Origin of the sequence: Streptomyces sp. R28, from assembly GCF_041052385.1 — a bacterium.
GTDB lineage: Bacteria > Actinomycetota > Actinomycetes > Streptomycetales > Streptomycetaceae > Streptomyces.
This window is the reverse complement of record NZ_CP163439.1, coordinates 10,734,093-10,756,582: the sequence shown is the minus strand read 5'-3', so window position 1 is coordinate 10,756,582 and position 22,490 is coordinate 10,734,093. Positions and strand designations below refer to the sequence as shown.

The 22,490-nt window shown below is 67.7% G+C and carries 24 protein-coding genes and 6 pseudogenes; 16 read left to right on the top strand and 14 right to left on the bottom strand.

Going from position 1 to position 22,490, the window contains the following annotated elements; translation table 11 throughout:
• Positions 1-405 precede the first annotated feature (405 nt).
• Complete coding sequence (locus tag AB5J49_RS47055; RefSeq protein ID WP_369174989.1) at positions 406-1,065, bottom strand: hypothetical protein; 660 nt, start codon at positions 1,063-1,065, stop codon at positions 406-408.
• Between the two features lie 250 nt (positions 1,066-1,315).
• Here AB5J49_RS47055 and AB5J49_RS47050 point away from each other — a divergent pair, with 250 nt between their 5' ends.
• Positions 1,316-1,867, top strand: coding sequence for a hypothetical protein (locus AB5J49_RS47050; protein ID WP_369174987.1), 552 nt, complete (start codon positions 1,316-1,318; stop codon positions 1,865-1,867).
• A gap of 271 nt (positions 1,868-2,138) precedes the next feature.
• On the opposite strand, the gene AB5J49_RS47045 is transcribed toward AB5J49_RS47050, so the two are convergent.
• The 3 genes and pseudogenes from AB5J49_RS47045 to AB5J49_RS47035 all read right to left on the bottom strand — a co-directional run bounded on the left by AB5J49_RS47045 (position 2,139) and on the right by AB5J49_RS47035 (position 3,609).
• Positions 2,139-2,426, bottom strand: a complete 288-nt coding sequence (locus tag AB5J49_RS47045; RefSeq protein ID WP_369174986.1) for a relaxase domain-containing protein — start codon at positions 2,424-2,426, stop codon at positions 2,139-2,141.
• A 422-nt stretch (positions 2,427-2,848) separates the two neighbouring features.
• Positions 2,849-3,064 (bottom strand): annotated as a pseudogene (locus AB5J49_RS47040) (transposase family protein); the annotation flags it as partial.
• Between the two features lie 56 nt (positions 3,065-3,120).
• Entirely contained in the window at positions 3,121-3,609 is a 489-nt protein-coding gene (locus AB5J49_RS47035) for an SUKH-3 domain-containing protein (protein WP_369174985.1), read from the bottom strand.
• Between the two features lie 140 nt (positions 3,610-3,749).
• On the opposite strand from AB5J49_RS47035, the pseudogene AB5J49_RS47030 reads away from it, so the two are divergent.
• Positions 3,750-4,672: pseudogene (locus tag AB5J49_RS47030) on the top strand (transposase family protein).
• A gap of 116 nt (positions 4,673-4,788) precedes the next feature.
• Here AB5J49_RS47030 and AB5J49_RS47025 read toward each other — a convergent pair.
• Positions 4,789-4,866: pseudogene (locus tag AB5J49_RS47025) on the bottom strand (sulfite exporter TauE/SafE family protein); the annotation flags it as partial.
• A 180-nt stretch (positions 4,867-5,046) separates the two neighbouring features.
• Here AB5J49_RS47025 and AB5J49_RS47020 point away from each other — a divergent pair.
• Positions 5,047-7,026 carry an amino acid transporter gene (locus AB5J49_RS47020; protein WP_369174984.1) on the top strand — a complete coding sequence of 660 codons (1,980 nt, stop codon included), beginning with the start codon at positions 5,047-5,049 and terminating at the stop codon, positions 7,024-7,026.
• A 254-nt stretch (positions 7,027-7,280) separates the two neighbouring features.
• Here AB5J49_RS47020 and AB5J49_RS47015 read toward each other — a convergent pair whose 3' ends face one another.
• Positions 7,281-7,427 (bottom strand): hypothetical protein, encoded by a 147-nt coding sequence (locus AB5J49_RS47015; protein ID WP_369174983.1) that lies wholly within the window; start codon positions 7,425-7,427, stop codon positions 7,281-7,283.
• A 19-nt stretch (positions 7,428-7,446) separates the two neighbouring features.
• Here AB5J49_RS47015 and AB5J49_RS47010 point away from each other — a divergent pair, with 19 nt between their 5' ends.
• From AB5J49_RS47010 to AB5J49_RS46995, 4 genes are all read left to right on the top strand, one after another.
• A complete protein-coding gene (locus AB5J49_RS47010) occupies positions 7,447-8,187 on the top strand; it encodes a hypothetical protein (protein ID WP_369174982.1) in 741 nt (246 codons plus the stop codon).
• Positions 8,184-8,726, top strand: a complete 543-nt coding sequence (locus AB5J49_RS47005) for a winged helix-turn-helix domain-containing protein (protein ID WP_369174981.1) — start codon at positions 8,184-8,186, stop codon at positions 8,724-8,726. Before AB5J49_RS47010 ends, AB5J49_RS47005 begins: the two co-directional genes overlap by 4 nt.
• Positions 8,723-9,253, top strand: coding sequence for a transposase (locus tag AB5J49_RS47000; protein ID WP_369175495.1), 531 nt, complete (start codon positions 8,723-8,725; stop codon positions 9,251-9,253). Before AB5J49_RS47005 ends, AB5J49_RS47000 begins: the two co-directional genes overlap by 4 nt.
• A gap of 226 nt (positions 9,254-9,479) precedes the next feature.
• The gene (locus AB5J49_RS46995) at positions 9,480-9,665 is read left to right on the top strand and encodes a hypothetical protein (RefSeq protein ID WP_369174980.1); all 186 of its coding nucleotides are present in this window, start codon (positions 9,480-9,482) and stop codon (positions 9,663-9,665) included.
• A gap of 194 nt (positions 9,666-9,859) precedes the next feature.
• Here the strand turns inward: AB5J49_RS46995 and AB5J49_RS46990 are convergent, their stop codons facing one another.
• Positions 9,860-10,528, bottom strand: a complete 669-nt coding sequence (locus AB5J49_RS46990) for an SDR family NAD(P)-dependent oxidoreductase (protein ID WP_369174979.1) — start codon at positions 10,526-10,528, stop codon at positions 9,860-9,862.
• Here AB5J49_RS46990 and AB5J49_RS46985 point away from each other — a divergent pair.
• A complete protein-coding gene (locus AB5J49_RS46985; RefSeq protein WP_369174978.1) occupies positions 10,513-10,995 on the top strand; it encodes a hypothetical protein in 483 nt (160 codons plus the stop codon). The two genes, AB5J49_RS46990 and AB5J49_RS46985, sit on opposite strands and share 16 nt — an antisense overlap.
• A 250-nt stretch (positions 10,996-11,245) precedes the next feature.
• Here AB5J49_RS46985 and AB5J49_RS46980 read toward each other — a convergent pair whose 3' ends face one another.
• Together AB5J49_RS46980 and AB5J49_RS46975 are read right to left on the bottom strand one after the other, a co-directional pair.
• Positions 11,246-11,914, bottom strand: coding sequence for a GNAT family N-acetyltransferase (locus AB5J49_RS46980; RefSeq protein WP_369174977.1), 669 nt, complete (start codon positions 11,912-11,914; stop codon positions 11,246-11,248).
• Positions 11,915-12,058: 144 nt separating this feature from the next.
• The gene (locus AB5J49_RS46975) at positions 12,059-12,193 is read right to left on the bottom strand and encodes a hypothetical protein (RefSeq protein WP_369174976.1); all 135 of its coding nucleotides are present in this window, start codon (positions 12,191-12,193) and stop codon (positions 12,059-12,061) included.
• A gap of 141 nt (positions 12,194-12,334) precedes the next feature.
• On the opposite strand from AB5J49_RS46975, the gene AB5J49_RS46970 reads away from it, so the two are divergent.
• The 3 genes and pseudogenes from AB5J49_RS46970 to AB5J49_RS46960 form a co-directional block, all read left to right on the top strand.
• Positions 12,335-12,871 (top strand): Ku protein, encoded by a 537-nt coding sequence (locus tag AB5J49_RS46970; protein ID WP_369175494.1) that lies wholly within the window; start codon positions 12,335-12,337, stop codon positions 12,869-12,871.
• Between the two features lie 270 nt (positions 12,872-13,141).
• On the top strand, positions 13,142-13,330 hold the full coding sequence (locus tag AB5J49_RS46965) for a hypothetical protein (RefSeq protein WP_369174975.1): 189 nt from the start codon (positions 13,142-13,144) through the stop codon (positions 13,328-13,330).
• A gap of 52 nt (positions 13,331-13,382) precedes the next feature.
• Positions 13,383-14,600: pseudogene (locus AB5J49_RS46960) on the top strand (IS701 family transposase); the annotation flags it as partial.
• Positions 14,601-14,876: 276 nt separating this feature from the next.
• On the opposite strand, the gene AB5J49_RS46955 reads toward AB5J49_RS46960, so the two are convergent.
• A complete protein-coding gene (locus tag AB5J49_RS46955; protein WP_369174974.1) occupies positions 14,877-15,296 on the bottom strand; it encodes a DUF402 domain-containing protein in 420 nt (139 codons plus the stop codon).
• Positions 15,297-15,530: 234 nt separating this feature from the next.
• Between AB5J49_RS46955 and AB5J49_RS46950 the strand changes: the two are divergent.
• Positions 15,531-15,832 (top strand): annotated as a pseudogene (locus AB5J49_RS46950) (hypothetical protein); the annotation flags it as partial.
• An 84-nt stretch (positions 15,833-15,916) separates the two neighbouring features.
• Here AB5J49_RS46950 and AB5J49_RS46945 read toward each other — a convergent pair.
• The gene (locus tag AB5J49_RS46945; RefSeq protein ID WP_369174973.1) at positions 15,917-16,441 is read right to left on the bottom strand and encodes an EF-hand domain-containing protein; all 525 of its coding nucleotides are present in this window, start codon (positions 16,439-16,441) and stop codon (positions 15,917-15,919) included.
• A 376-nt stretch (positions 16,442-16,817) separates the two neighbouring features.
• Here AB5J49_RS46945 and AB5J49_RS46940 point away from each other — a divergent pair, with 376 nt between their 5' ends.
• The 4 genes and pseudogenes from AB5J49_RS46940 to AB5J49_RS46925 all read left to right on the top strand — a co-directional run bounded on the left by AB5J49_RS46940 (position 16,818) and on the right by AB5J49_RS46925 (position 19,263).
• Entirely contained in the window at positions 16,818-17,204 is a 387-nt protein-coding gene (locus tag AB5J49_RS46940; RefSeq protein ID WP_369174972.1) for a hypothetical protein, read from the top strand.
• Between the two features lie 11 nt (positions 17,205-17,215).
• Positions 17,216-18,313 carry a cobalamin-independent methionine synthase II family protein gene (locus AB5J49_RS46935; RefSeq protein ID WP_369175493.1) on the top strand — a complete coding sequence of 366 codons (1,098 nt, stop codon included), beginning with the start codon at positions 17,216-17,218 and terminating at the stop codon, positions 18,311-18,313.
• 289 nt (positions 18,314-18,602) lie between these two features.
• Positions 18,603-18,803 (top strand): annotated as a pseudogene (locus tag AB5J49_RS46930) (transposase); the annotation flags it as partial.
• A 202-nt stretch (positions 18,804-19,005) separates the two neighbouring features.
• Positions 19,006-19,263 (top strand): transposase, encoded by a 258-nt coding sequence (locus tag AB5J49_RS46925; RefSeq protein WP_369175491.1) that lies wholly within the window; start codon positions 19,006-19,008, stop codon positions 19,261-19,263.
• Positions 19,264-19,969: 706 nt separating this feature from the next.
• Here the strand turns inward: AB5J49_RS46925 and AB5J49_RS46920 are convergent.
• The 3 genes from AB5J49_RS46920 to AB5J49_RS46910 all read right to left on the bottom strand — a co-directional run bounded on the left by AB5J49_RS46920 (position 19,970) and on the right by AB5J49_RS46910 (position 22,469).
• Positions 19,970-20,110, bottom strand: a complete 141-nt coding sequence (locus AB5J49_RS46920) for a hypothetical protein (protein ID WP_369174971.1) — start codon at positions 20,108-20,110, stop codon at positions 19,970-19,972.
• A 78-nt stretch (positions 20,111-20,188) separates the two neighbouring features.
• Positions 20,189-20,521, bottom strand: coding sequence for a hypothetical protein (locus tag AB5J49_RS46915; protein ID WP_369174970.1), 333 nt, complete (start codon positions 20,519-20,521; stop codon positions 20,189-20,191).
• Between the two features lie 211 nt (positions 20,522-20,732).
• Complete coding sequence (locus AB5J49_RS46910; protein WP_369174969.1) at positions 20,733-22,469, bottom strand: condensation domain-containing protein; 1,737 nt, start codon at positions 22,467-22,469, stop codon at positions 20,733-20,735.
• Between the last annotated feature and the right edge of the window lie 21 nt (positions 22,470-22,490).

The window sequence follows — 22,490 nt, the reverse complement described above, 5'->3', positions numbered from 1 at the left end:
CCCCGTCGGCAGGAAGCTTGAATGCCACGCACAGGGATCTCGGGCCATCCGCTCACGCCAGGGCCGATGCGCCATGCACGGCACGAGTGCCCGGTGAACGCTCTACGCCCGCGCCCACCCCCGCCCAGCCCACGCCCTCGGGCGCCCCGGCGGCGCGGACCTTTCCCGATGGCACCGCCAAAGGACGGCTCCACGCCCGTCGTTCGCGGAAAATCGCCGCGGAAGCCGGCGGATGGGATGCGATCGAGCTGACCACGTCGAGCGATCCGGGACGAGGGACGTTCACCGACCGAGTACTGGCTGAACGGTGGCGCAAGCACCACGAAGAGCACGCGGTACTCGGTCTGCTGTCCTCGCAGGAGAACCTGCGCCGCCCCCGCCGGTGACCAGCTCCCCTGCCTCTTGCTAATCCGGCCCCAGGTTGACCTGCCAGTCCTGCACGCTGGTGATCCGACCAAGGAGAAGGTCCAGCGCGGTGTACGCCTCACCTGCCCGGCGGGCGCACTCGGGAACGTCGACGTAGAGAGGGTCCGGGCGCGCTGGCACCGCCATCCCGCCCGGACGCTTGACCATGCTGTACCGCAGCACCTGGCCGCTCGGGTCCAGGACACGGACCTCGTCGCAGAGCGATGCGACGTCACCTTGACGGTCCATGCGGAACATCGGTGCGAGCTGGACGAGATAGCCGGCCAAGACGCTGAGCTCGTGGGTGTGCCCGCCTTCTCCACGATCTCGGGCGGCTGACCGCCCGGTGCGATCTCGAAGTTGATGCTGTCGATCGACCAGGGCGCGCAGCACGAATTTGAACCCCAGTCCGAGGGCGTGCCGGTAGTTGTACAGCATGAGCAGCACCAACGAATCGTCCACGTCGTCGGCGTGCCAGTGTTCGGCCAGAAGGCCGGCGGCCGTACGGAACGCGAAGGCGAGCTCCGCATCGGTCTCCAGCTCCGGCTGAGCGGCCCCGGAGGATGAGGCACCAGACCGTCCGCCGAGGACCGCGTAGTCCTCTGTCCAAGGGCTCGGGTACGAACTCGAGAACACGGCGCGACTCGTCATGAAGAACACCTTGGAATCCCGCACGGCGGTGTGGGAACGATTCAAGAAGCAAGGGGCGCTTCCGGAACGTGGCCGGCCACCCGGTGCTACCAGACGCCCGGGGTCGTACAGGGGACAGAGACCGTACTCGGTGACGGAGAGGAAGTGCCAGACCGCGCAGGCGTTTCTGATCCCTGGCCGTGAGGTGTGTGCGGCTGGATCACGTGGTACCGGACACGGGCCTGGGGGTCGAGAGCGGTTGGCCCGCTAACCTGGCCCGATGGCCGGGACGAGCAAGCCAGCCGACACGCCAGCGCCCCGCGTCCTGGCCCGCGCCGCCCGCAAGAACCTCGGCGAGTTCGAGGCGCGGGTACGCCGCCGCCCCGGCCTCGGCGGGGCTGCGGCGTGTCTGGTGACTCTCATCGTCGTCATGAACTTCCTGGCCAACGGGCCGGCGAACGTCTGGGGCCGCGGCGTTGTGGTGGTCGGCCTGCTGATCGTCATCACATGGGGTTATATCTGGTTTCAGCGCATGCGTGGTGGCCTCTACCTGTTCTCGGAGGGTTTCGTCGACGCCGCCGGCAGGCGCATGGTCAGCGTGGCGTGGTCGGAAATCGGGTCGATCGAGGGCCAGAGGACGCAGTTCGCCCTTGGCTCGCTTCCGGCGGGCAGCGCCTTCGTCTACGAGGTGGCGATCACGTCGCGCGTGACCGGCCGCGAAGCTGTGTGGAGGTTCAACACCACATACAGCGACGTACGTGAGCTCGCCGGACTGATCTCCCGGCGTTCCGGTGTCCCGGTGACCGGCCTTGCCGACCCGTACCAACTGTGAAGTGGCGTCGGGCAGGCCGTACCGAAGGCCGGCGCCTGCGCGATGACGAGGACAGCGAGGCCCCGGCGGAGCTCATCGAGCAGGTCCTCGCCGTCTGCGAGCAGCGCTACGCGGCCGTTGCGGACGCACGAGCCGGCCGAGGTCGTGGCCAGCATGCCCGGCATGGGGCCGCTGCTGGACGCCGAGTTCCTCGGCGCAATCGGCAGCGGCCTTGGCCGAGTTCGGTACACAGATCAGTGCGACAAGCCGCGATCCGATGCGAGGAGACAGATCAGACAGGAGCTCGTCTCATTCCCCGGTCCCCTGGGCCAGAAAAAGGCGACCGTCCATGAGAAAGGGACATCGGAAAATGCGAGCCTACAACCGGCTCGCCGTCGTCGTCCGGGCCCTGCACGCGGTTGAGGAGTAGGCAGTGGTCGTGCAGGAGCGGGAATCCGTCCCGGTTGTCGAAGTGCCGGAAGGCGGGGAGCACGAGGGCCGGGCTCTTCGCGCGGCCGCGGCCCGAGGACCACCGGGTCTCCGCGACCTCATCCTCCAGCCAGCGCAGCGCCTTGGCCATGGCCCGCTCGTGCGCCGCTCGATGATCCGCCGCGTCCTGGCGTCTCCCAGCGCCCACAGCACGATCAGGGACGCCTGCGGCCGGAAGGTGAAGTCGGGGGCGAGCAGCGGCGTCTGCTTGCGCGCCTCGCTCTCCTCGATCGGCTGCCCGAGCACGGTGGCCAGTCGTGCCGTGGCCGGGTCGGCGCCGTCGTCCAGGAGGTCGCGCTCGATGCGGTCGGCATCCGGGTGCCGGCCCTGCCCGAAGACGAGCTCCATCTGCCGCTCGGATACCTCCGCGCCCTCGATGAGCCCAGGCTCGTCCAGGCCGCGCCCCAACCACCCCCCCGGCGGGAGGCCGGCCATCTCCTGGGCGTCCTTCAATGACTGGCCGACCGGACGGCGGCCGTCCCCGAACGCGACTTCGCGCACGCAGTCCCCGAAGAGCGTGGCAAGCCGGCGCAGGGTCAGGTTCGTGCGCCAGTAAACCGCCACCAGCATCACTCGATCCTCCAGCGGCAGGCCCCACGGCCGGCCCTTGCGGACCGGATCCGCGCCCTCGCGGCACAGCGCAGTGATCAGCTTGCCGAACTGCTGCGGGCTCAGCCCGGTGAACGGGCCTATCCAGGACGGCTCCGACGCCGTGATCACAACAGCCACAGCAAGATCATCGCACTCCTCAGTGAGCGACCGCGGACAGTCTGCCAGGAACTGACTCACAGACAGTTGGCGAGCCAATCCGCCCGCTCCGTACGATCGGCGCCGCCGTCGCCATCCACTACGTAGGCCAGCGCCTCTGCGAAGGTTGCACCCAGGTGCCAGAGAACATTCGGTCCTACAGCAATGACGCGCCCGCTTGCCGCAACGTATGACCTGTACTGGACCGACCACATGCCCACAGGGCTGTAGTTCTCCGAGTATCTACGCCTCAGTCTGGAGGCTTCAACGACTGCGCCGATGCAGGCGTCAACGGGGTCTATGCACAGTGACGAGCCGGGGACGCGAGCCGGCGAGCTCGCGATCCTCAGCCCGCCGAACTCCGCCCAGACCCCCGGCGCCGCGTCGTTGAGTACGAACCCCGCCGCTGTCAGTTGCCGTGTCCAGTCCGCAGTCGCGACCCGGCGACCCGCTGTCCACCCGGCACCGCCCAGCGCATTGAGCACCGTGGGCCCACAGCCCCTCAGCGACCCACTGATACGTTCCATGCGCCCTCCCCGTTCCCTCAACCGTGTCCGTTCACCGAAGTCCGCCGCGCATCTGACCAACAGCAGGACAGGCCGCGCCCTACGAGTTGGTGCGTGATAGCGGGTGAGGCGTCGCGCCTGGTCGGTGGCATGATCCAACTGTGGTGATCACGGTCAATCGGGCGGTGCTGGCGCATCGGCTGTTCACGGGGATCTCTCGGCATCATCTCGCTTGCCTGGCCCAGGAGTTGGCGGTGCCGTGGCAGGCCAGGCTCGAGGGCCGTCGTCATGCTGCACGAGGTGGTGTCAGGAAGCGGGCTGCGGGTACCGGCGCCCGCCATCAGCTGGTGTTCGTCGACCGGCTGGCGGCCACGCTGATCCATCTGCGGCACGACCTGCCGCACTCGGTGCTGGGGTTGCTGTTCGGCGTCGACCGTTCCACCATCACCCGCGCGATCGCAGAAGCACGCACGCTCTTGGCCGAGCGGGGGTGCGCGGTCCCCGACCGTCCCGGCCTGCGCCTTCGGACGCTGCCGGATGTGTTCGCCTACGCCCAGGCCGAAGGCATCGAGCTTCGGCTGGACGCAACCGAGATCCAGGTCCGCCGTCCGCCGGCCGGACGTGGGGGCCGACGCGCGTTCGTTTCCGGGAAGAAGAAGCAGAACACCATGAAGGCCACCGTCATCGCCGACAATCAAGGCCGCACGTTATGGACCGATGCTCTGCGACCTGGACGTATGCACGACGTCACAGCTGCCCGCAACGAGGGCCTCGCCACCTGCTTCCAGCACTTCCCCGACGTCGAGGTCCTCCTCGACGACGGCTACCTCGGCCTGAGCCGCGACCACTGCGGACACGCAATCACACCGCCCAGAAAACCACGACCGGGAGCACTGCCCGGCAGAGTCGAACAGTGGGAACGCGACCGCCACGGGCACTCATCCGACCGCATCACGGTCGAACACGCCCTCGCCGCTCACAAACGCTGGAGCAACTGACACGCTTCACCCACCGCCACGACCGCCTGCCCGACACCTACCGAGCCATCGCCGCCCTCGTCTCCGACCGCACCAGCAACGACTGAAAACAGGCCACGACCAGGCCAGACACGCCTCACCCGCTATCACGCACCAACTCGTTGGTAGGCGGCGGCTTGTCCGGCGCCGGCGGCAATGACCGCGCCTGCTGCGCCGGCTCTCCGAAGTAGCCGCCGTAGACGCTGGCGAGCGTCAGGCCGCCGAACAGCAGGGGGCCGCCGTCCCGGCGGGCCGGGCCTCCCGCCCCTGACATCCCACCGGCACCTCGTCTGCTGCCGGAGCCTCGGTGCGGGGTAGCCGGTCGGCAAGGCGCATACTCAGTGATCGTCGCGCTGGCGCGAGAGCGGTGGTCTGCGGCGGTCAATGAGGCAGTGCGGCAGTGAGGCAGTGCGGCAGTGAGGCTGAAGAGAGCATGGGGGATATGAGCGAGGCGAGTCGGCCAGTGATGCCGGAGACGGTGGACAGTCCCGCGCTACGGGCGCAGCCGACCAGTGCGGGGGCGCGGTGGCTGTTGCGTCACCGGGTGCAACCGGTGGGGCCGGCGGCCGGTGAGAGTCATGCCGAGCCTCATGCCTGGTGGAAGGTGATGTGCCTGACCGGCGTCGACTACTTCTCCAGCCTGGCCTACGTTCCGGCCATCGCGGCCCTTGCGGCGGGGGCGGTATCGCCGCTGGCGACGTTGCTGATCGTGGCCTTGACGTTGTTGGGGATGCTGCCGATGTACCGGCGGGTGGCCAGGCAGAGCCCGCACGGTGCGGGGTCGGTGGCGATGCTGGAGGACCTGCTGCCGTTTTGGTGGGGCAAGTTGTTCGTGCTGGTCCTGCTCGGCTTCGTGGCCACCTCGTGGATCATCACCATCACCCTGTCCACGGCGGACGCCTCTGTGCACGTGGTGGAAAACCCCTTCTTCCCCTCGGTGCTGCACGGCCATGAGGTGGCCCTGACGGTGGCGCTGCTGCTGATCCTCGGCGGTGTGTTTCTGCTGGGCTTCAGCGAGGCGGTCAAGGTGGCCATCCCCCTGGTGGCTGTCTTCCTGGCCCTGAACGCCGTCGTCATCGGCGTCGGCGTGGCCCACGTGCTCACCGATCCCGACGCCTGGTCGGCGTGGACCGGCTCCCTCACCGATCTCGGCGGCTTCGGGGATCTGGCCGGCCCTGCCCTGCTGGCGTTTCCCCTGCTGGTGCTGGGCCTGTCCGGCTTTGAAACCGGTGTGAGCATGATGCCGCTGGTGGCGGCCGACGGTGACGACGAGGAACAGCGGCTCAAGGCCCGCATCCGCAACACCCGTAAGCTGCTCACCGCCGCCGCGCTCATCATGAGCGTCTACCTGCTGGCCGCCAGCTTCGTGACCACCGTCCTCATTCCCAAGGACGAGTTCGAGCCCGGAGGCGCCGCCAACGGCCGTGCTCTGGCCTGGCTCGCGCACGAGCACGTCGGTGAGGCGTTCGGCACCGTCTACGACATCAGCACCATCCTCATCCTGTGGTTCGCCGGCGCCTCCGCCATGGCAGGACTGATCAACATCGTGCCCCGCTACCTGCCCGACTACGGCATGGCCCCCGAATGGGGCCGCGCGGTACGCCCGGTCGTCCTGGTCTACACCGCCCTGTGCATCCTGATCACCATCGCCTTCGACGCCGACGTCGACAAGCAGGCCGGCGCTTACGCCACCGGCATCCTGGCGATGATGGTCTCCGGGGCCTTCGCCGTCACCGTCTTCGTCGCCCGCAACCACCGGCGTGCGGCCACCGCCGGCTTCGCCGCGCTCACCGCGGTCCTGCTCTACGCCCTGATCGCCAACATCGTCGACAAGCCCGACGGCATCGCCATCTCCGGCTTCTTCATCCTCGGCATCATCACCGTGTCACTGGTCTCCCGCGTATCACGCACCACCGAACTGCGCGCCGACCGCATCGTCTTCGACGAAGCCGCCCGCCACTTCATCACCGACACCCTCGCCCACGACCAGTCCATCAACATCATCGCCAACCGCCGCGAGGCCGGAGACGCCGCCGAGTACAGGGCCAAGGAACACGAACAGCGCGGCACCAACCCGGTGCCGGGCCCGGCCGACGTACTCTTCCTGGAGATCGACGTCGTCGACCCGTCCGACTTCAGCGACGCCCTCACCGTCCAGGGCGTCGAAGTGGACGGCTACCGCATCCTGCGCGCCCAGGCCCCGGCAGCGCCCAACGCCATCGCCGCCGTCCTGTTGGCCCTACGGGACGCCACCGGGGTGCGGCCGCACTGCTACTTCGCCTGGGCCGAAGGCAGCCCCCTGATGCACATGTTCCGCTACTTCCTCCTCGGCCGCGGCGACACCGCCCCCGTCACCCGCGAGATCATCCGCAGCAACGAACCCGACCCCGACCGCCGCCCCGGCATCCACGTCGGCGACTGAACCCACCACCTACGCACGGGCAAGAAGACCGCCATCCGGCTGGCCGGGGGCCTGTGCGTGAACGCGGGGACCATCGCCGGTACATGGGCCACGTCGATGCGGAATCCAGGTGCGTGTACTGCCTGCGCCAGGTGGATCCGCCACAGCCCGAGGCATAACGGCAGCGTCCCGCCGTCATTGAACAGCACGACTCCATACACCGGGCCCCGGGGATGCCTTCACTCCCCGGCGCCCGTGGCGTGTCCGAATGCGGGTCAGATCTCCCCGGCCGCCGTGGCGACGAGCCAGTCGGCGGCTTCGGCGTCGGTCATCAGCAGCACCTGAGCCGGGTGGGCGTCGCCGTCCTGGACGACATGGACGCTGCCCGGGAGCGGGCTGCTCTGGGGGGCAGGGTCGACCATCGGGGAGAGCCGCCGCCACATGCCCGCGCTGACCCGGGCGAGGGACGGCGGCGAACTGCTCGCGGGCGCCGGGGATGAGGCCAACGGCGATGGCGGGACCGTCATAGATGACGTGGATGCGGGCCGCGCGCCCCTCGAACAGAACGGCCTCCAGGGCGGCGACGGCCGGGGACCGCTGCGGGTCGCCCCCCTGCCGGAACGTCTCCCAATAGCGGGCGAGGTACCGCAGGGTGTCGTCGGCCCGGTCGATCACGACCATCAGCCGCAGCACACCGGCGAGGTCGATGCGGCGCTCCAGCTCGGAGCCGAGGCCGAGGCCGAGGCCGAGACCGAGGCCGAGGCCGAGACCGAGACCGAGACCGAGACCGAGACCGAGGCCGAGACCGAGACCGACCAGAGCATCATGGATACCGGCAATGTTGCCACGATGCGTCACCGTCAGCACGTCCTTCCCCCACAGGTGGGAGATGCGGGTGGTATCGAGGACCAGGGCGTGGGCGCCCTGGTGAAGGACGAACAGTCTGACCTCTCGGCGGGAGGTGCGGAGTGTGGGGTTCAGACTGAGTGGGCTGTCGCGGGTGTAGTCGCTTTCGGGGCTGGCGAGCGGGGTGGTGGGCAGGCGGTGGGCGATGAGGAGGCGTCCCTGCGACGGCTCGACCCAAAAGTCCACACGCCAGACTGGCCCTCTAGAGATCTTCAAGGGTGCGGGTTACGTGGGGGCGTGACGGCTGTCGTGGGCCGCGCTATGCCGGAGGGATGAGGTATCCCGATAGCGGCGGCCTGACGGCTGAGGAGCGAGCCCGGCGTGAGCGGATCCGGTTCGCGGCCGCGGATCTGATCGAGGCCGGGGCCAGTGACCGGGAGGTGGCCCGACGGTTCAAGGTGACCCGGATGTCGGCGAACCGGTGGAGGTGGGCGTTGGCTTCGGGTGCCCGGCAGGCGCTGGCCTCCAAGGGACCCGGTGGCGCTCGCTGCAAGCTCGACGCGGGTCAACTGCGTTCGCTGGAGGAGGTGTTGGATGCGGGCCCGGCCGTCTCTGGCTGGCCCGACCAGTGCTGGACTCTGGCCCGGATCGCCGAGATCGTGCGCCGCCGGTTCGGGGTCGACTACACCCTGGCCGGGCTGGACCTGCTGCTGCACCGCATCGGCTGGAGCGTTCAGGTCCCGGCCCGCAAAGCCACCGAGCGCGACGAGGTGAAGATCGCCGCCTGGAAGGACGAGCAGTGGCCCGTCATAAAAAGAGGGCGGCGGACCTGGGCGCCTGGATCTGCTTCGAGGACGAAGCCGGCCAGGGCCTGAGGCCGCCCAAGAGCCGCACCTGGGGTCGACGAGGCCACACACCCGTCGTCCGGGTCACCGCCGCAGGCACCAAACGCGTCTCGATGGCGGCGCTGATCTGCACCAAGTCCGGCCGCCGACCTCGGTTGATCTACCGCATCCACCTCGACCGCGGCCCCGCCAAAGGCCGGCGCAAGGGCTTTACCGAGACCGACTACGCCCGCCTGCTCGACGCCGCGCACCAGCAGCTCGGCGGCCCGATCGTGCTGGTGTGGGACAACTTGAACACGCACGTCAGCCGCACCATGCGGCGGCTGATCGACGCCCGATTATGGCTGACCGTCTACCAGCTGCCGCCGTATGCTCCGGAGTTCAACCCGGTCGAAGGCGTGTGGTCACACCTGAAGAGGTCGCTGGCCAACCTCACCAAACACAGCCTTGATCAGCTCACCGCGCTGGTGAAGACCCGGCTCAAACGGATGCAGTACCGACCCGGCCTCATCGACGGCCTCATCGCCAAAACCGGCCTCGACCTCCAACCGCCGTAACTCCAGCCATTGAAGATCTCTAGCAGGTCCTCGACACACTCCAAGACTTGCTGCAGTGCTGGACCGGAGCCTGCACCACCTGCGACCGACGCCTACCCCGCGGCAGAACCAAACTCAGAACCTAACGAAGCACTCTGACGGCTTCGCTCGGAGTGCGAGGCGGATCGCTCTCCGTTTCCTCGGCGATTCCGGCGCCGTTGGCCGGCCCCCGTACCCGACCACCGCCGTGGACCTCATCGACCGCCAGCGAGAACGCCTCCTGGCCCCGGATCCGCACCGTGGTGGGAGCGGGCGCATAGCCGAGCTCGGCGAGCTCTTCGCCGCGATCACCGATGCCGACACCGCATGTACTGACCGCCTTCACCAGGCTGGCGAGCACATGGTGCTGAAGATCGAGGAGTCTTCGACGTAGTACTCAGGGCGTACGGGGCGCTCTGGCGGGCGCTGCGGCAGGTGATGGAATCGGCCGGGGGCTCGGGAGCGGGCAGGTGCTAGGTGGCACCGGGGCCGGGTGTGCGGTGCGCGCCGAAGGCTTGGCCCGGCCCGACGGTCACCGGGTGATGGCGGCTCGGCACCAGCGCGTCAGGGGTCCCCGGGTCTGGGCGGTCAGGCATGGACCTTCCGCAGCAGACGGGTCGGGATCCGGGCCAGTAGGTATTCGACGACGGCCCAGGGCACTCGGGGCACTGTCGCGTGGACGGCGCCGGACTCGATGCGGTCCATGATCTTGCGGGCGCCCGTGCGGGTGTCGATGAGGAACGGTCGTTTGTCGCCCAGGGATTCGTTGATCGGGGTGTCGATGTAGCCGGGGGCGACCGTGGTCACGGTGATGCCGCTGTTCCACAGCTCGCCTCGCAGCGACTGAAGGTACCTCGTGAGCCCTGCCTTGGAGGCGCAGTACGGCGCCCCGCCCGGCAGGCCCGCCGCGGCGGCGACGGAGGTGAAGCCGACCACCTGACCGCCGCCCTTGCTGCGGAAGTGTGCGACGGCCGCGTCGATGGTCGCCATCGCACCCAGCAGATTGACGTCGACCACCGCGCGGTGCGCCTCGAAGCGGCCCTCCCCGATGTTGCCCCCTTCGTCGGCCCCCGCGTTGGCGATGACCATTCCGAGTCCGCCGAATTGCCGGGGCTGGTGGAGATCCTGCTGGACGCCTGGCGCTGGAGCGGGATCACAAGCGACCCGTTCCAGCGCGCACCCCCAGCGGCCAGCTGATGCGACTATCAGCCCTACGGACGATCCTGTGAAGGAGCCACGAGGTGGGTCACGATTCATCGCACTACCGAAAGCTCTACCGGCAGTCACTCTTCTACCGGCCCGGAAGCACGCTGCTGACCACGATCCGCGCGTACACGGGCGGGCCCACACCGGCCCGCCCCGACGACCCGGCTGTCCGTTTCCATCCCGAAGGAATCGCGTACCACCAGGCATTCGGATACGTCCCCGTGATCAAACTTGGCTGGCCGGCGGTCCGAGCAGTCGCCGTTCTCCCCGGACCGGTCCCGGACCGACAGGCCCTGTGCGTGTACCGGATCAACGAACCACCCCAGCCCGACATCCCGGCCGACGAAATGTTCACCGGCACTGGACGGGGCCTCGGAGCCCACTTCCAGGCGCTATTCGGCACGAGACTCGTGGTACATCTGCACCATGTACGGGGCCCGTCACTGAAGAAACTCGCCCGGCTCCTACCCGCCTGGACAGACGGCCGCATCACCCTCACCACCGAACGCCCGGCCTGAAGCGGGCCGCCCACCAGGGGCTCTGTGGGTACATCGACTGGAGCACGCGGGTACGCGTTCTCGCGGCTCGCACCCGCCATGCACTCCGGCCGCAGTTCGCCTTCCGTCTCCGCGAAACCCTCCCAAGCAACCCTCCCCTTTCCATCTCGGAGGGCAGAGCCTGCCATGGACCGGCGAGACGCTCAGCAGAAACTGGACACGGCCGAGTTCCGAGGCGGCGGACTCGCTCCTCCGCCGCTCCACTCCTGCCTCAACGCCTCGCGCACGCCGACGCGGCGCCCTCGTGCCGGTACCAGACGCTGTCCAGCTCACGGCCGTCCGGCAAGGTGTGGCGGGCCGGGCCGGGGGCCGGGACGAAGCCGGCGCGTTCCAGGGCGCGGCGGCACGCGAGGTTCGCCGTCGCCGTGCCCGCCCGTACCGTCGGCAGACCGGCGTGGCCATGGGCGAACTCCGCACCCGCCAGGAACAGTTCAGCGCCGAGGCCCTGGCCTCGATGGTCGGGGGCGAGAATGCCGCCGATCTCACCCCTGTCGTGGTCGAGTTCGAGGTACCCGGCGTAGCGCCCGGTGTCGCGGTGTACACAGACCATGAACTCGGGCATCTCGGGGCTGGGTTCGAAGGGCTCGGCCAGCTCGGGGTTGGACTTGAGGAACCAACGGGGGGTGGCGCCGTTGGGGCCCATGCTCAGCAGGGCCCGTCTGGTGTCGGCGTCCGGTACGACCTGGGCGGCCTGGTTCCCCTGCCAGCGCTGGGCATCGGGGTCCGCGCCCGCGGCGATGGCCGCCAACGCGTCGAGCTTGGTCAGCGGGGTATAGAACAGCAGGTGCCGGGTGGCGAGGGCGTGCCGGCCGGGCGTGCACGCGTCCGGGACCGGGAGGCCCGAGGCCGCCCGGCGACGTCGTAGGAGCGACCGAATCATGGAACCCCCCGTTGTATTCGTCCTGATGTGTCCGGCCGCACGTACCGGGTGTGTGCGGCCCAACGTACCGGCAAGGGAGAGCGCCGTACCCCCGTCCTCGACCGACGACGCGGTACAGCGCTCAGGGCTCGTGGCGCTTCGGGCTCAGCGGGGGATCGCGTTGGCGACGGTCATCAGCGCCACCACCGCGAGGAGCGCGGCGGCGAGGGGGCGGGTCAGGAGCAGGGCTGGGGGAACTCCCGCTGAGTCTTTCGGCGAGACCCACTGCACTATGGGCAACCGGGGATCGGCACGGGCCCGGCGTGCGCTAGTTCAGAGAAGCTCACGGTGCCGATCCAGGTGGCCAGCGCGACCGAGAACCACAGCATCAGCTTCCACCAGTACCACCTTGAGGATCAGGGCAGGATCCTCTAGCGGAAGATCTGCGAGCTGGAGGACCGCCAGGTCGACGAGAGCGAGATCGGCAAGGGCTACAAGCTGGCCAAGGACCAGGTCATCCCCATCAGCGACGACGAGCTCGCGAACCTGCCACTGCCCACTGCGAAGACCGTAGAGATCGAGGCGTGCTTACCGCTGGAGTCGATCGACCCGCTCCGCATCGGAGCCGGCTACTACCTCATGCCGGACGGGCAGGTCGCGGCGAAGCCGTACAAGCTGCTGCGCGAGGCCCTCGGTAGATCGTCCCGGGTGGCCATCGCCAAGCGGGCGTGGCACGGCCGGGAGCGGCTGGGCATGCTCCGCGTCCGAGACCAGGCGCTCGTCCTGCACCTCATGTACTGGCCCGACGAGATCCGCGACCCCGCCGAGCTACTGCCGTCCCCAGTCGACCTGACCGACGACGAGCTCGAGGGCACGCTCTCGCTCATCGACAGCACGACCCGCGAGGAACTGGAGGGCCTGGAGTTCCACGACGAGTACACCGATGCACTGGCGCAGATCATCGAGGCGAAGCGCTAGGGCAAGCCCCTGCCCGAGGAACCCGAACCCGAAGTGGCAGGTGGCAGGCGGCAGGCGGCAGGCGGCAGGCGGCAGGCGGCAGGCGGCAGGCGGCAGGCGGCAGGCGGCAGGCGGCAGGCGGCAGGCGGCAGGCGGCAGGCGGCAGGCGGCAGGCGGCAGGCGGCAGGGCGGCAGGCGGCAGGGGGCAGGCGGCAGGCGGCAGGCGGAGGCGGAAGGCGGCAGGCGGCAGGCGGCAGGCGGCAGGCGGCAGGCGGCAGGATATTCGACCTGATGACCGCCCTCAATGAGTCCCTCGCCAAGCCGAAAGCCTCCCGCGGCGAAGGCCCGGCCGAGATACACGATCTACCGAAGAAGAAGACCACAGCCAAAAGCACCGCGCCCAAGCGACCGACCAAGAAGGCGGCGGTCGCGAAGAAGACAGGGAAGAAGTCGTCGGGGCGTCGGCCGCGCAGCGCCTAGTAGCGCTTCGTTACGTTGAGTGATCTCGGCTGATCGTGGGCTGCTTCCCGGAGTGAGGTTGGGGGAAGTGGACCGGCTCCGGGGCGAATTGGCGGAGTTCGTTGGCGATGTGTTCGGGTCGTTTCCGCGGCGGGATCAGCGGCGGTGGGGCGAGTGCTGTCTGCGGGGCCTGATACTCGATGGCCGGCGCAAGTCGATCCAGCCGATGGCCGAGCGGCTGCCGGATGGGAACATGCAGGCCCTGCAGCAGTTCGTGAACCAGTCGCCGTGGGACCCGCTGCCGGTGCGGCGGCGGATCGCCGAGCGGTAGTGTGAGGCGATCGCGTCTGAGGTGTGGGTGATCGACGATGTGTCGTTCCCCAAGTGCGGCAAGGTGTCGGTCGGGGTGGCCCTCCAGTACTGCGGAGCGGTCGGCAAACGGGCGAACTGCCCGGTCGCGGTCAGTGTCCATGCCGCCACCGACACCGCCTCGTGCCCGCTGGAGTGACAGTTGTATCTGCCGCGTGAGTGGACGGACGAGCCGGACCGATGCCGCAGGGCAGGAGTCCCCGACGACGTGGTGCACCAGGAGAAGTGGCGTCTCGCACTCGGCCTCCTGGACACACTTGCCGAGTGGCAGTCGAAAGCGCCGGTCGTCGTCGCCGATGCCGGCTACGGCGTCAGCACCCCGTTCCGGCTCGGTCTCCAGGAGCGAGGACTGTCCTATGTCCTGGCCCTGAACGGCAAGGAAGTCGCCCACCCGGAGGATGCCGAGCCGCACCAGCCGGCCTACGGCGGGCTCGGACCGCCCACCCTTGCCCGCTACCGCACCCCACCGCGAGCCGTCTCCGCCCTCGCAGCGCAGGCGGGTGCCGAGCAGTTCACCGAGGTGATGTGGAGGCAGGGCAGCAAAGGCGCGATGACCTCACGGTTCGCGGTCCTGACGGTCCGGCCCGCGGGCAAGCAGTCCCTGGCCGCAGCCCAGGAAGCGGGCGGCGGCCGCAACCAGTGGGACGGCGTCCTGCCCGTCCAGACACTCCTCGTCGAATGGCCGGACAGCCAGGACACTCCGACGGACTACTGGATATCGAACCTGCCCGCCACCACACCGGCCGCTGAACTGGTGCGGTGGGCCAAGATGCGCCGGCGGATCGAACACGACTACCGCGAGCTCAGGCATGGCCTCGGACTGGACCACTTCGAGGGCCGCACCTGGCGCGGCTGGCGCCACCACGTCACCCTCGTCACCGCCGCCCAGGCATTCCTCACGCTCAGGCGGCTCGGCCCAAAAGTCCGCACACCAAAGTCCGGACACCGGCCTGACCCTCTACCAGGTCCTCGGCGTACTTCAGGACCTGCTGAGGTGCTGGACCGGCACCTGCACCACCTGCGACCGCCCCCTGCCCAGCCCTCGGAGCAACCGCAGACAGCCCACAACCTAACGAAGCACTACTAGTTCAGTACCCGGGCAATCAGAGGATCCTCAGAGTCCACCTCCTGCGGCCCAGTTGCAGCATCCGCCCCTCAAGCGAGGGTGCCGGACGATGCGGCTGCGACCCGGGGGGGGCTATGTCAGGCGTGGCGCGGGCCAGGCCGGCTTCCACCGCCAGGACGTCCACGCTTCGGCGTCCGCGAACGGGCCGGAGCGTTCTTCGACCATCGCGAGGACCTGGGCGCGGGCGTCGTCGACGGCCTGGTGCTCGGTGTCGCTGGTGATGCCGGGCCGTCGCACGTGGGCGTACTCGTCTTCGTCTTTCCACGTGAGGCGGCTGAGGTCAGGGTCTACAACGAGGTCCACGGTGAGGTCGAAGGTGTCGAACCCGTCCGGTGTGCGGCGGGTGGGGTGTTCGAAGTTCACGTACCAGTTGCGCATCCCGCGGTGCGTGTAGAAGGCGTTGATGCTGAACCACGCGGCCGGCGGCTTCCACAGCAGCAGCTCGGTCTCCTGCCACACGGCGAGCGCGAGTTCCCACTCCCCCGTGGCCACCGGGCGCACAGGCGGTCACCAGGGCCTCGCTCGTGTCAATGACAGACGCTCAGGGCCTGTTCGCTCCACACGCGGCCGCTGCAGTGCACGTCGCGCCGTACGAACACCAACCTGCCAGCCACTCCACAACAGCCACTTGGTCGCCCCATGACAGCAACCCAGCCCCGCCCCACACCCCCTACCAGAACATCAACACCGCAATCCCGCTGACGCCCACCCACCGCCCAGTCACAGATCGCCGCATACACCCAGCTCAGGCTCGCGCGTCCGCTGGCCCGGGACCTGGGCACCCGTGGGAGAAGCCGACCTCATCCGGCCGGCTCACCCCAGCCCGGGTCCGCCGGACGTTTCGGAACCTCCGTCAGCACATGCCCTGTCCCGCCTGAGCACCGAAACCTCACCGGCCCGGCCCCTGACGGCCACCATGCACGAGGAATAGGCGCCGGGCGCCCCGCTACGACGTGGGCAAACCGTCCGACGCGAGAAGACGCTTATCGCCCTACAACGGTCGAGGGGTTAAAGAACCAGCTATGTAGGTGCTTCTCAATCTGAAGCAGCTGCGTTGAAGTCGACCCAGGTCAGCGCGTCACCGCTGGCTTCCGTGTCGCGCCCGTTGATCATCACGTTGGAATGTCGGAGAGCGGCCTGCTGTACAGCGCCCTGCCCATGGGAGAGCTTTCGCCTGTGACGTGAGCGCGGATGGACGCGATGTAGTCGTCACGGCTGATGCGGCCGTCGCCGTCGGTGTCCAGGGCGGTGAACGCTGCTTCGGCGTTGGTGGCCGGGTTGTGCAGTGCTGTGCGCAGGGCTGTGAACTCGCAGAGGTCGAGGGCGCCGTCGTGGTTGGTGTCGGCGAGGTCGAAGAGGGCGCCGAGGACGGGTGCGCAGACGGTGTCGAACGCCTCGGCGCCGGCCCATGCCGCGTACTCGTCGAAGGTCATCTTTCCGTCGCCGTCGGCGTCCATCGACGCCCACGCGCGCTCGCCGAGGGTGCGTGCGGTGACGACGAGCTGGTCGTCGTCCTTGAGTCCCATGGCCAGCGCCACGTTCCTGGTGCGCGCCATGTATTCCTCCCTGGAGACGATTCCGTCTCCATCCGCGTCCAGCATGGCGAAGACGAGCTTTTGCGCGGCTGTCTGGTCCATCGAGGTTCCTTCCTCACGGTGTTCGGGTGTGAGCGCTTCGATCCGGGTGGGCTGTCCTACCCCTCGGCCGTGATGATCAAGACGCCCATTCGGGGGGCGCGGGGGTCTTTCCCCACGCTCACCGCGCGTGGTGCGCCGGTGGTGTGACTCATGAGCCGGGGACGGCAGAAGCGGCCTGGGGTAGTCACAACCCCTGTGGGAGAACGCATTCCGTGGAGGGTGGATGTTCGGCAGACACGGCACAGCAGTTGCGATGAGTTCCCTGGCCCTGGTGGCCTCTTCGGTGGTCTGGGCTCCAGCGGGTCAGGCTCATGAGCCTGTGCACCGAGAAAACGTTCTGTGCACAGGCTCCAGCACCAGCACATACGACCCGCCCTTGACCTTGTTGCCCCGCCAGACCCGCGTCCAGACACAGGCCAGTTACACGTGCGCGGTTACTCACGGCCGGACGGTGCCGGCCACCGGCTACCTGGAAGGGAAGTCGCCGTCGGCGTCCTGCATCACGGTGAACAGCCCGCGCCTTGAGGAGGTCGTCCACTACGGTGACGGGAAGCGGTCATCAATCGCGTACGACAGCAGCACCAGTATTCGTGTCGCCGGCGCCCTCGTAGTCAGGCTGTCGGGCCGGGTGGTCGAGGGCCGCGGCGAAGGGCTGACGGCGCATCGGACCGTTGCCGCGCTCCCCGGTGAACTGCCCACTTCATGCCTGTTGTCCGGGCTCCAGGGCAGCAACGGTGAGGCACAGCTGGAGATCAGGCCGTGAGCCAGAGCACGGTGGGCATTCCCACCGAACCGATCGGCAGCATCCCGCGGCCCGTCGAGCTGCTCGCCGCCATAGCGGACCATGCCGCGGGCCGGATCAGCGACGAGGAACTCGCCGCCGCCCAGGACCGCGCCGTCTGCGACACCGTCCGCCGCCTGGAGGAGATCGGCTCCCCGGTCGTCACCGACGGCGAACAGGCCAAACCCAGCTTCGCCACCTACCCCCTGACCGGCCTGAACCGACTGGCACCCGACGGCGTCGTCATCCCGTTCGCCGACGGGCACCAGCGGCAGCTGCCCCGCCTTACGGCCGGACCCCTGCGCTACGGCGTGTACGCCGACCGCTACCTGCACGCCGCACTCCGGCACGCGGCCTCGCCGGTGAAGCAGGCCGTCATCGCGCCGTCGGCGCTCAGCCTGCTCTACCCACCCGACGGCATCCATGGATACCCCCGCGAAGCCTTCCTCGACGACCTCACCGCCGAGGCCGAAGCGGACATCCGCCGATGTCTGGACGCCGGCGCCCACCGCGTCCAGCTCGACTTCACCGAGGCCCGTCTCGCACTGAAGCTCGACCCGAGCGGCAGCCTGCTGGACCAGTTCATCGCACTCAACAACCGCGTCCTGGAACGCTTCTCCAGCACCGAACAGGCCAGGATCGGAATCCACACCTGCCCCGGCGGCGATCAGGACTCCACCCACAGCCTGGACGTCGACTACACGGCTCTGCTGCCCGCACTCCTCCGCCTCAAGGCCGGTGCCTTCTACATCCAGCTCGCCAGCGAGCCGGAACCGGACAGGGTCCTCACCGTCCTCGCTGAACATCTCCCCGGCCAAGCCCAGGTCTTCATCGGCGTCACCGACCCGATCGACCCACGTGTCGAAACGCCCCAAGAGGTACGCGACCGCGTCCTCGCCGCCGCCCGTCACCTGCCCCCCAACCGTCTGGGCACCTGCGACGACTGCGGCTTCTCCCCCTTCGCCGACGACACCTCCACCTCCCGCGACACCGCCTTCGCCAAGATCAGCGCCCGCATCGAAGGCACCGCCCTGGCCGCCCGCGAACTCGTGAACGAACGCCCCGGGCCGTCATCGAAGCCTGCCGGTTAAATCAGGGGCGTACTGCACAACGGCCTGCACGACCCGCTGGGGTTGTGCAGGCCGTCGTATGGAGGGAGTGCCCACCGTGCAGGCGGCCACCCCCTCATCAGCCGAGCGGATCACCTCTCTTCAGCCGCGGTGGCTGCGAGCCAGTTGGCGGCTACGGCGTCGCTCAGACCAGCCCCCACCGACCAGATCATCCGGCCTACGCACCTCACAGCCAGAGAAGAAAAACACCTACTGAGCCGACCATCGACTTAGACCGTGTCGTACGTGGTGAGGCGGACGTTGACCCGGTATGGGGCGGGGAACATGGAGCTGGATCGTGCCGGACGGGCTGTGGGAGATCGCCAAGCCGTTGATCCCTCCGTCTCGAGTGCGTCCGCAGGGCGGCGGAACGCAGGACACGCCTGATGAGACACTGTTCGCGGCGATCATCTACGTGCTCGTCAGCGGCTGCGCATGGCGTCAACTGCCGCCGTGCTTCGGCATATCGAAGTCGACGGCTCACCGCCGCTTCCTGATCTGGTCGAGGGCCGGTGTCTGGGGCCGGCTCCACGAAGCCGTACTGCACCGGCTCGACGACGCCGGCCTCATCGACGTCACCCGCGTCGTACTCGACACCGCGCACGTCAGGGCTAAAAAAAGGGGGCGAACACACAGGTCCGAGCCCCGTGGACCGCGGCAAGCCGGGTTCCAAGATGCACGTCCTGTCGGGCGCGAACGGACTGCCACTTCTCGTCGGCGTCTCGGCCGGCAACACCCACGACAGCGAAGGGCTCAAGCCCATGATCGAGGGCCACCAAACGAGACACGACCCCCACAATGGCCGGTACTTCAAGCCTCAGCGCCTGCACGCGGACAAAGCCATGACCGGGCCGACCTGCGCAGATGGCTGCGGTGGAAGCGGATCGGAGTACGCATCGCCCGCAAAGGGATCGAGTCCAGCGAACGATTAGGGCGACGCCGCTGAGTCATCGAGCGGACCACGTCCTGGCTCTCCGGCTACCGAAGACTCAGCCCCCGCTACGAACGCAATCCCCGCAACTACCTGGCGTTTCTCGGCCTCGCCGCCGCCCTGAGCTGCTACAAGCGCCTCGTCCGCCTCACCACGTAGGACACGGTCTTAACCGCCTCACCGACACCAACCCTCACAGGCCCGGCCGCCCCAGCTCTAACCTGCCGGAACCTGATCACCTACCCCGAGATCCTCACCCTCGCCGCAGCCCTTGACCGCCTGCCCCCGCACCCTCTGACACGCACGCAGCAGACCGCCTACCTCCACCACCTCACGGGCCGCCTCCAGCTGCCCCGCCTCGCACCCGCCGACCACGACCTGCTCTGGCAACGCCTGCACGCCCACTGAACCAACCCACGCCCCGCCTACCCGAAATCAGCGGCCAACTCCCCCTACCGACAGGCGCGCCAACCACACTGCGTAAAACCGGCACCACACTCAACTCACTGCGCAGCACAAACAGCCAGCTCTGCCCACGTACCACCCAACGCCAGCGCCTCGGCACCGCATAAGCCTCCCCTACGGAACAGAAACACCGCTCAGTACAGATGAGCAACAGCAGGTCACAATCAAGATCAATAAGCAAGCGCGACAGCTACGCCACACAACTCCAACAGGACCCGGCCAGCAGATACCCTGACACATCATCACGCAAAAGGTGGCGCCGAACCCGGCCAGAACAGCGCCTGTGGGGTGCCCTTGCGTTCAGCGTCGCCGATCACGTCGAGGCCGTGGGTCTCCACCTGGAACGCGGGGCTCGCCGGCGCGCTGTCCTGGGCTTCTCTCATCGTCGACCTGCCTGTTCAGATGTGTTCAGGCGACCGTAGGCAGGGGGCGGTCGGTCGTCAACCGCGTATCGCCGGTGGTCAGCACGCCCAGAAGGGCAGTGGTGGGCAGGTGTTGGCGCAGGTGTAGTCGCCGGGCATCAGCAGGCCGGCGTCGTCCTCGTAGTTGTCGCCGCCCGCGAAGTAGACCTCAGGCACCCGCCCCCAGCGTCCATTGTCCGCCCTGGCGTTGCCCCACAAGTAGTTGGCGGCGGAGCCGGCCCGGAAGGTCTCGCCCTCCATCTCGGTGACGAACCAGTTGGCGGCGCCGCCCTGTTCGAGGTACCCGACGACAGGGGCGGACGGCCAGCGGGTGGCGTAGCCGGCACGTGGCCCTGGGTGAGGTTGCAGTACATGACGTTCGTGCCCGGCCACACGCGGCCGCTGAGGGGGTCGGTCAGGTCCCGCTTGGTCGTGCTGTGACAGGGGACGTTGTCGGTGGCGTGGGCGGCGGGGGCCGTCAGGCCGGTCGGGACGGCGAGTACGGCTGCGGCCGTGGCGACTCCCCGCTTGATGTGGATCATGCCCTCGAAACGACCGCGGGCGGGCGGCGGTCACGGTGGGGCCGTGGCCCGCCGCCCCGTGCTCATGAACGCCCCGATCCCTCGGCAACAACGCCACGCAGGCGCCACTCCTCCTCGGTGGCGGGCAGGGAGGGACACGACTCGCAGATGACGTACCAATGCGGTGTCACGACGAACCTCCTCCTTTTGATTTCCGCCAGCAGAATTCGGTGCACGTCTCGTGGATCACAGCTCTGTTGGTCCAGTGTCAGGTATGCGGTCAACGACGATCGAACCGGGCCTTCGCCCTTTGTGAAGATCTGGACGGTCTCGGTCGAGAGCGCCTCCGACAGCATTTCATGAACAGCCTTCAGGTCGACCCAGGATTCATCTATGCGAACCAGGAAGTCCTCGCGCCGGACATCGGAAATGAACTTCGCATCACCGACTATCTCTTGAGCGCTCAAGTCTTCGGCATCGACGATCTTCAGAAGCACTTCCTCAAAACACCTGAGAAACTCCATGAGTTGATCGCTGGAGAACAGGGCTGTGTCCGCCTGAAGTGACATCTCACAGCACTCCGAGACGCTCCACACATCCAGATAAAATTTTCCTGGCTCCCACTCCTCGATTCCACCGGCCTTTCGAATATCAGTGGGCTGGATCGCCGTATCAGGTGCTGCCTCGGTCTCGCGTCGGGTCGCATGGGAGTCACCGTATCCATGGATATTCACAAAGCACTCAAGGTCAGGGTCTACACCTCGGACAGATATAACCGAATCCACGATCCGGTCCAGCCGGTGAGGATCGCGCTCACCTACACGGTAGGCGGCAAACGAAGTCTTCAACGCTCCTTTGAGGATCTCACGGAACGGCAGGTCGGATACCTTGACGGCCACCGGCACAATCTGGGAGAAGTTTCCGATGGAGTGTTGACTCGAAGCCGTTCGGTTGGCGCAGAAAAGTCGGAACGTGGCGTCCTCCAGACCGCTCATCACACTCAGAACCAGCGAGAAGGAAGAGATCAGCAACGTGTTGACACTTACCCCGTACCGGACAGAAGCCTCCGACAACGCACGCGACACAGCGAAGGACTGCATGGTGACGTGAGAAAAACGAGGTTCTTCTGAGGGCTTGAATGCCACAGGAAACCGAGCGTTCGAGAATTTCATGAGCTGCGACGTCCAGAACTTCTCAGCGCGGGCCTCGCATTCACTTCCGACCTCACGAAGCTGCGCCTGGGCATGCTCCCTCGGCTGGAGCAGCGGCCGAGGAGGAGAGCCAGACAGAACGTCTCGTTCCTCAGGGGTCGCCAGGAGAAACTCTTCGATGTCCCTGTGCAGTACCTGAAGAGACCAGCCGTCCATCCCGACATGAAACAGACAGAGCACTATTCCTGCCACGAGTTCCCCTGAAGTGATGACTGCGATACGCAGCGGCCACTCAAAAATCGTGAAGGGGAGACTCTTGAGTTCCTCCAGGATCGTGCCTGAGTCATTCCAGGTAGCGTTTCCATGAATGCCGATAGGCACCTTCCCGGCAGCGCACACCATTTGCTCGAAAGTCCCGTCCTCTCGGACATTCAATCGTGTACGCAGGGCCTCGTGACGCTCGATGACGACTTTCAGAGCATCGCGCACATCCTCAAGAGAAGTGGGCCTGGTGCATTCGACTAGAACGCCGAGATTCATGTGTTCGATATATGGTGCCGAATCTGCCATCCACATGCACATCTGCTTCTGCCCCCAGGTGAGGGCAGAACTCCCAGAGGTAGCACCACGGAACTCGACGCAGCTCGATTCAGTGTCCTTGGGTGCCAATTTCCGCTCCCTCTGCAGAAT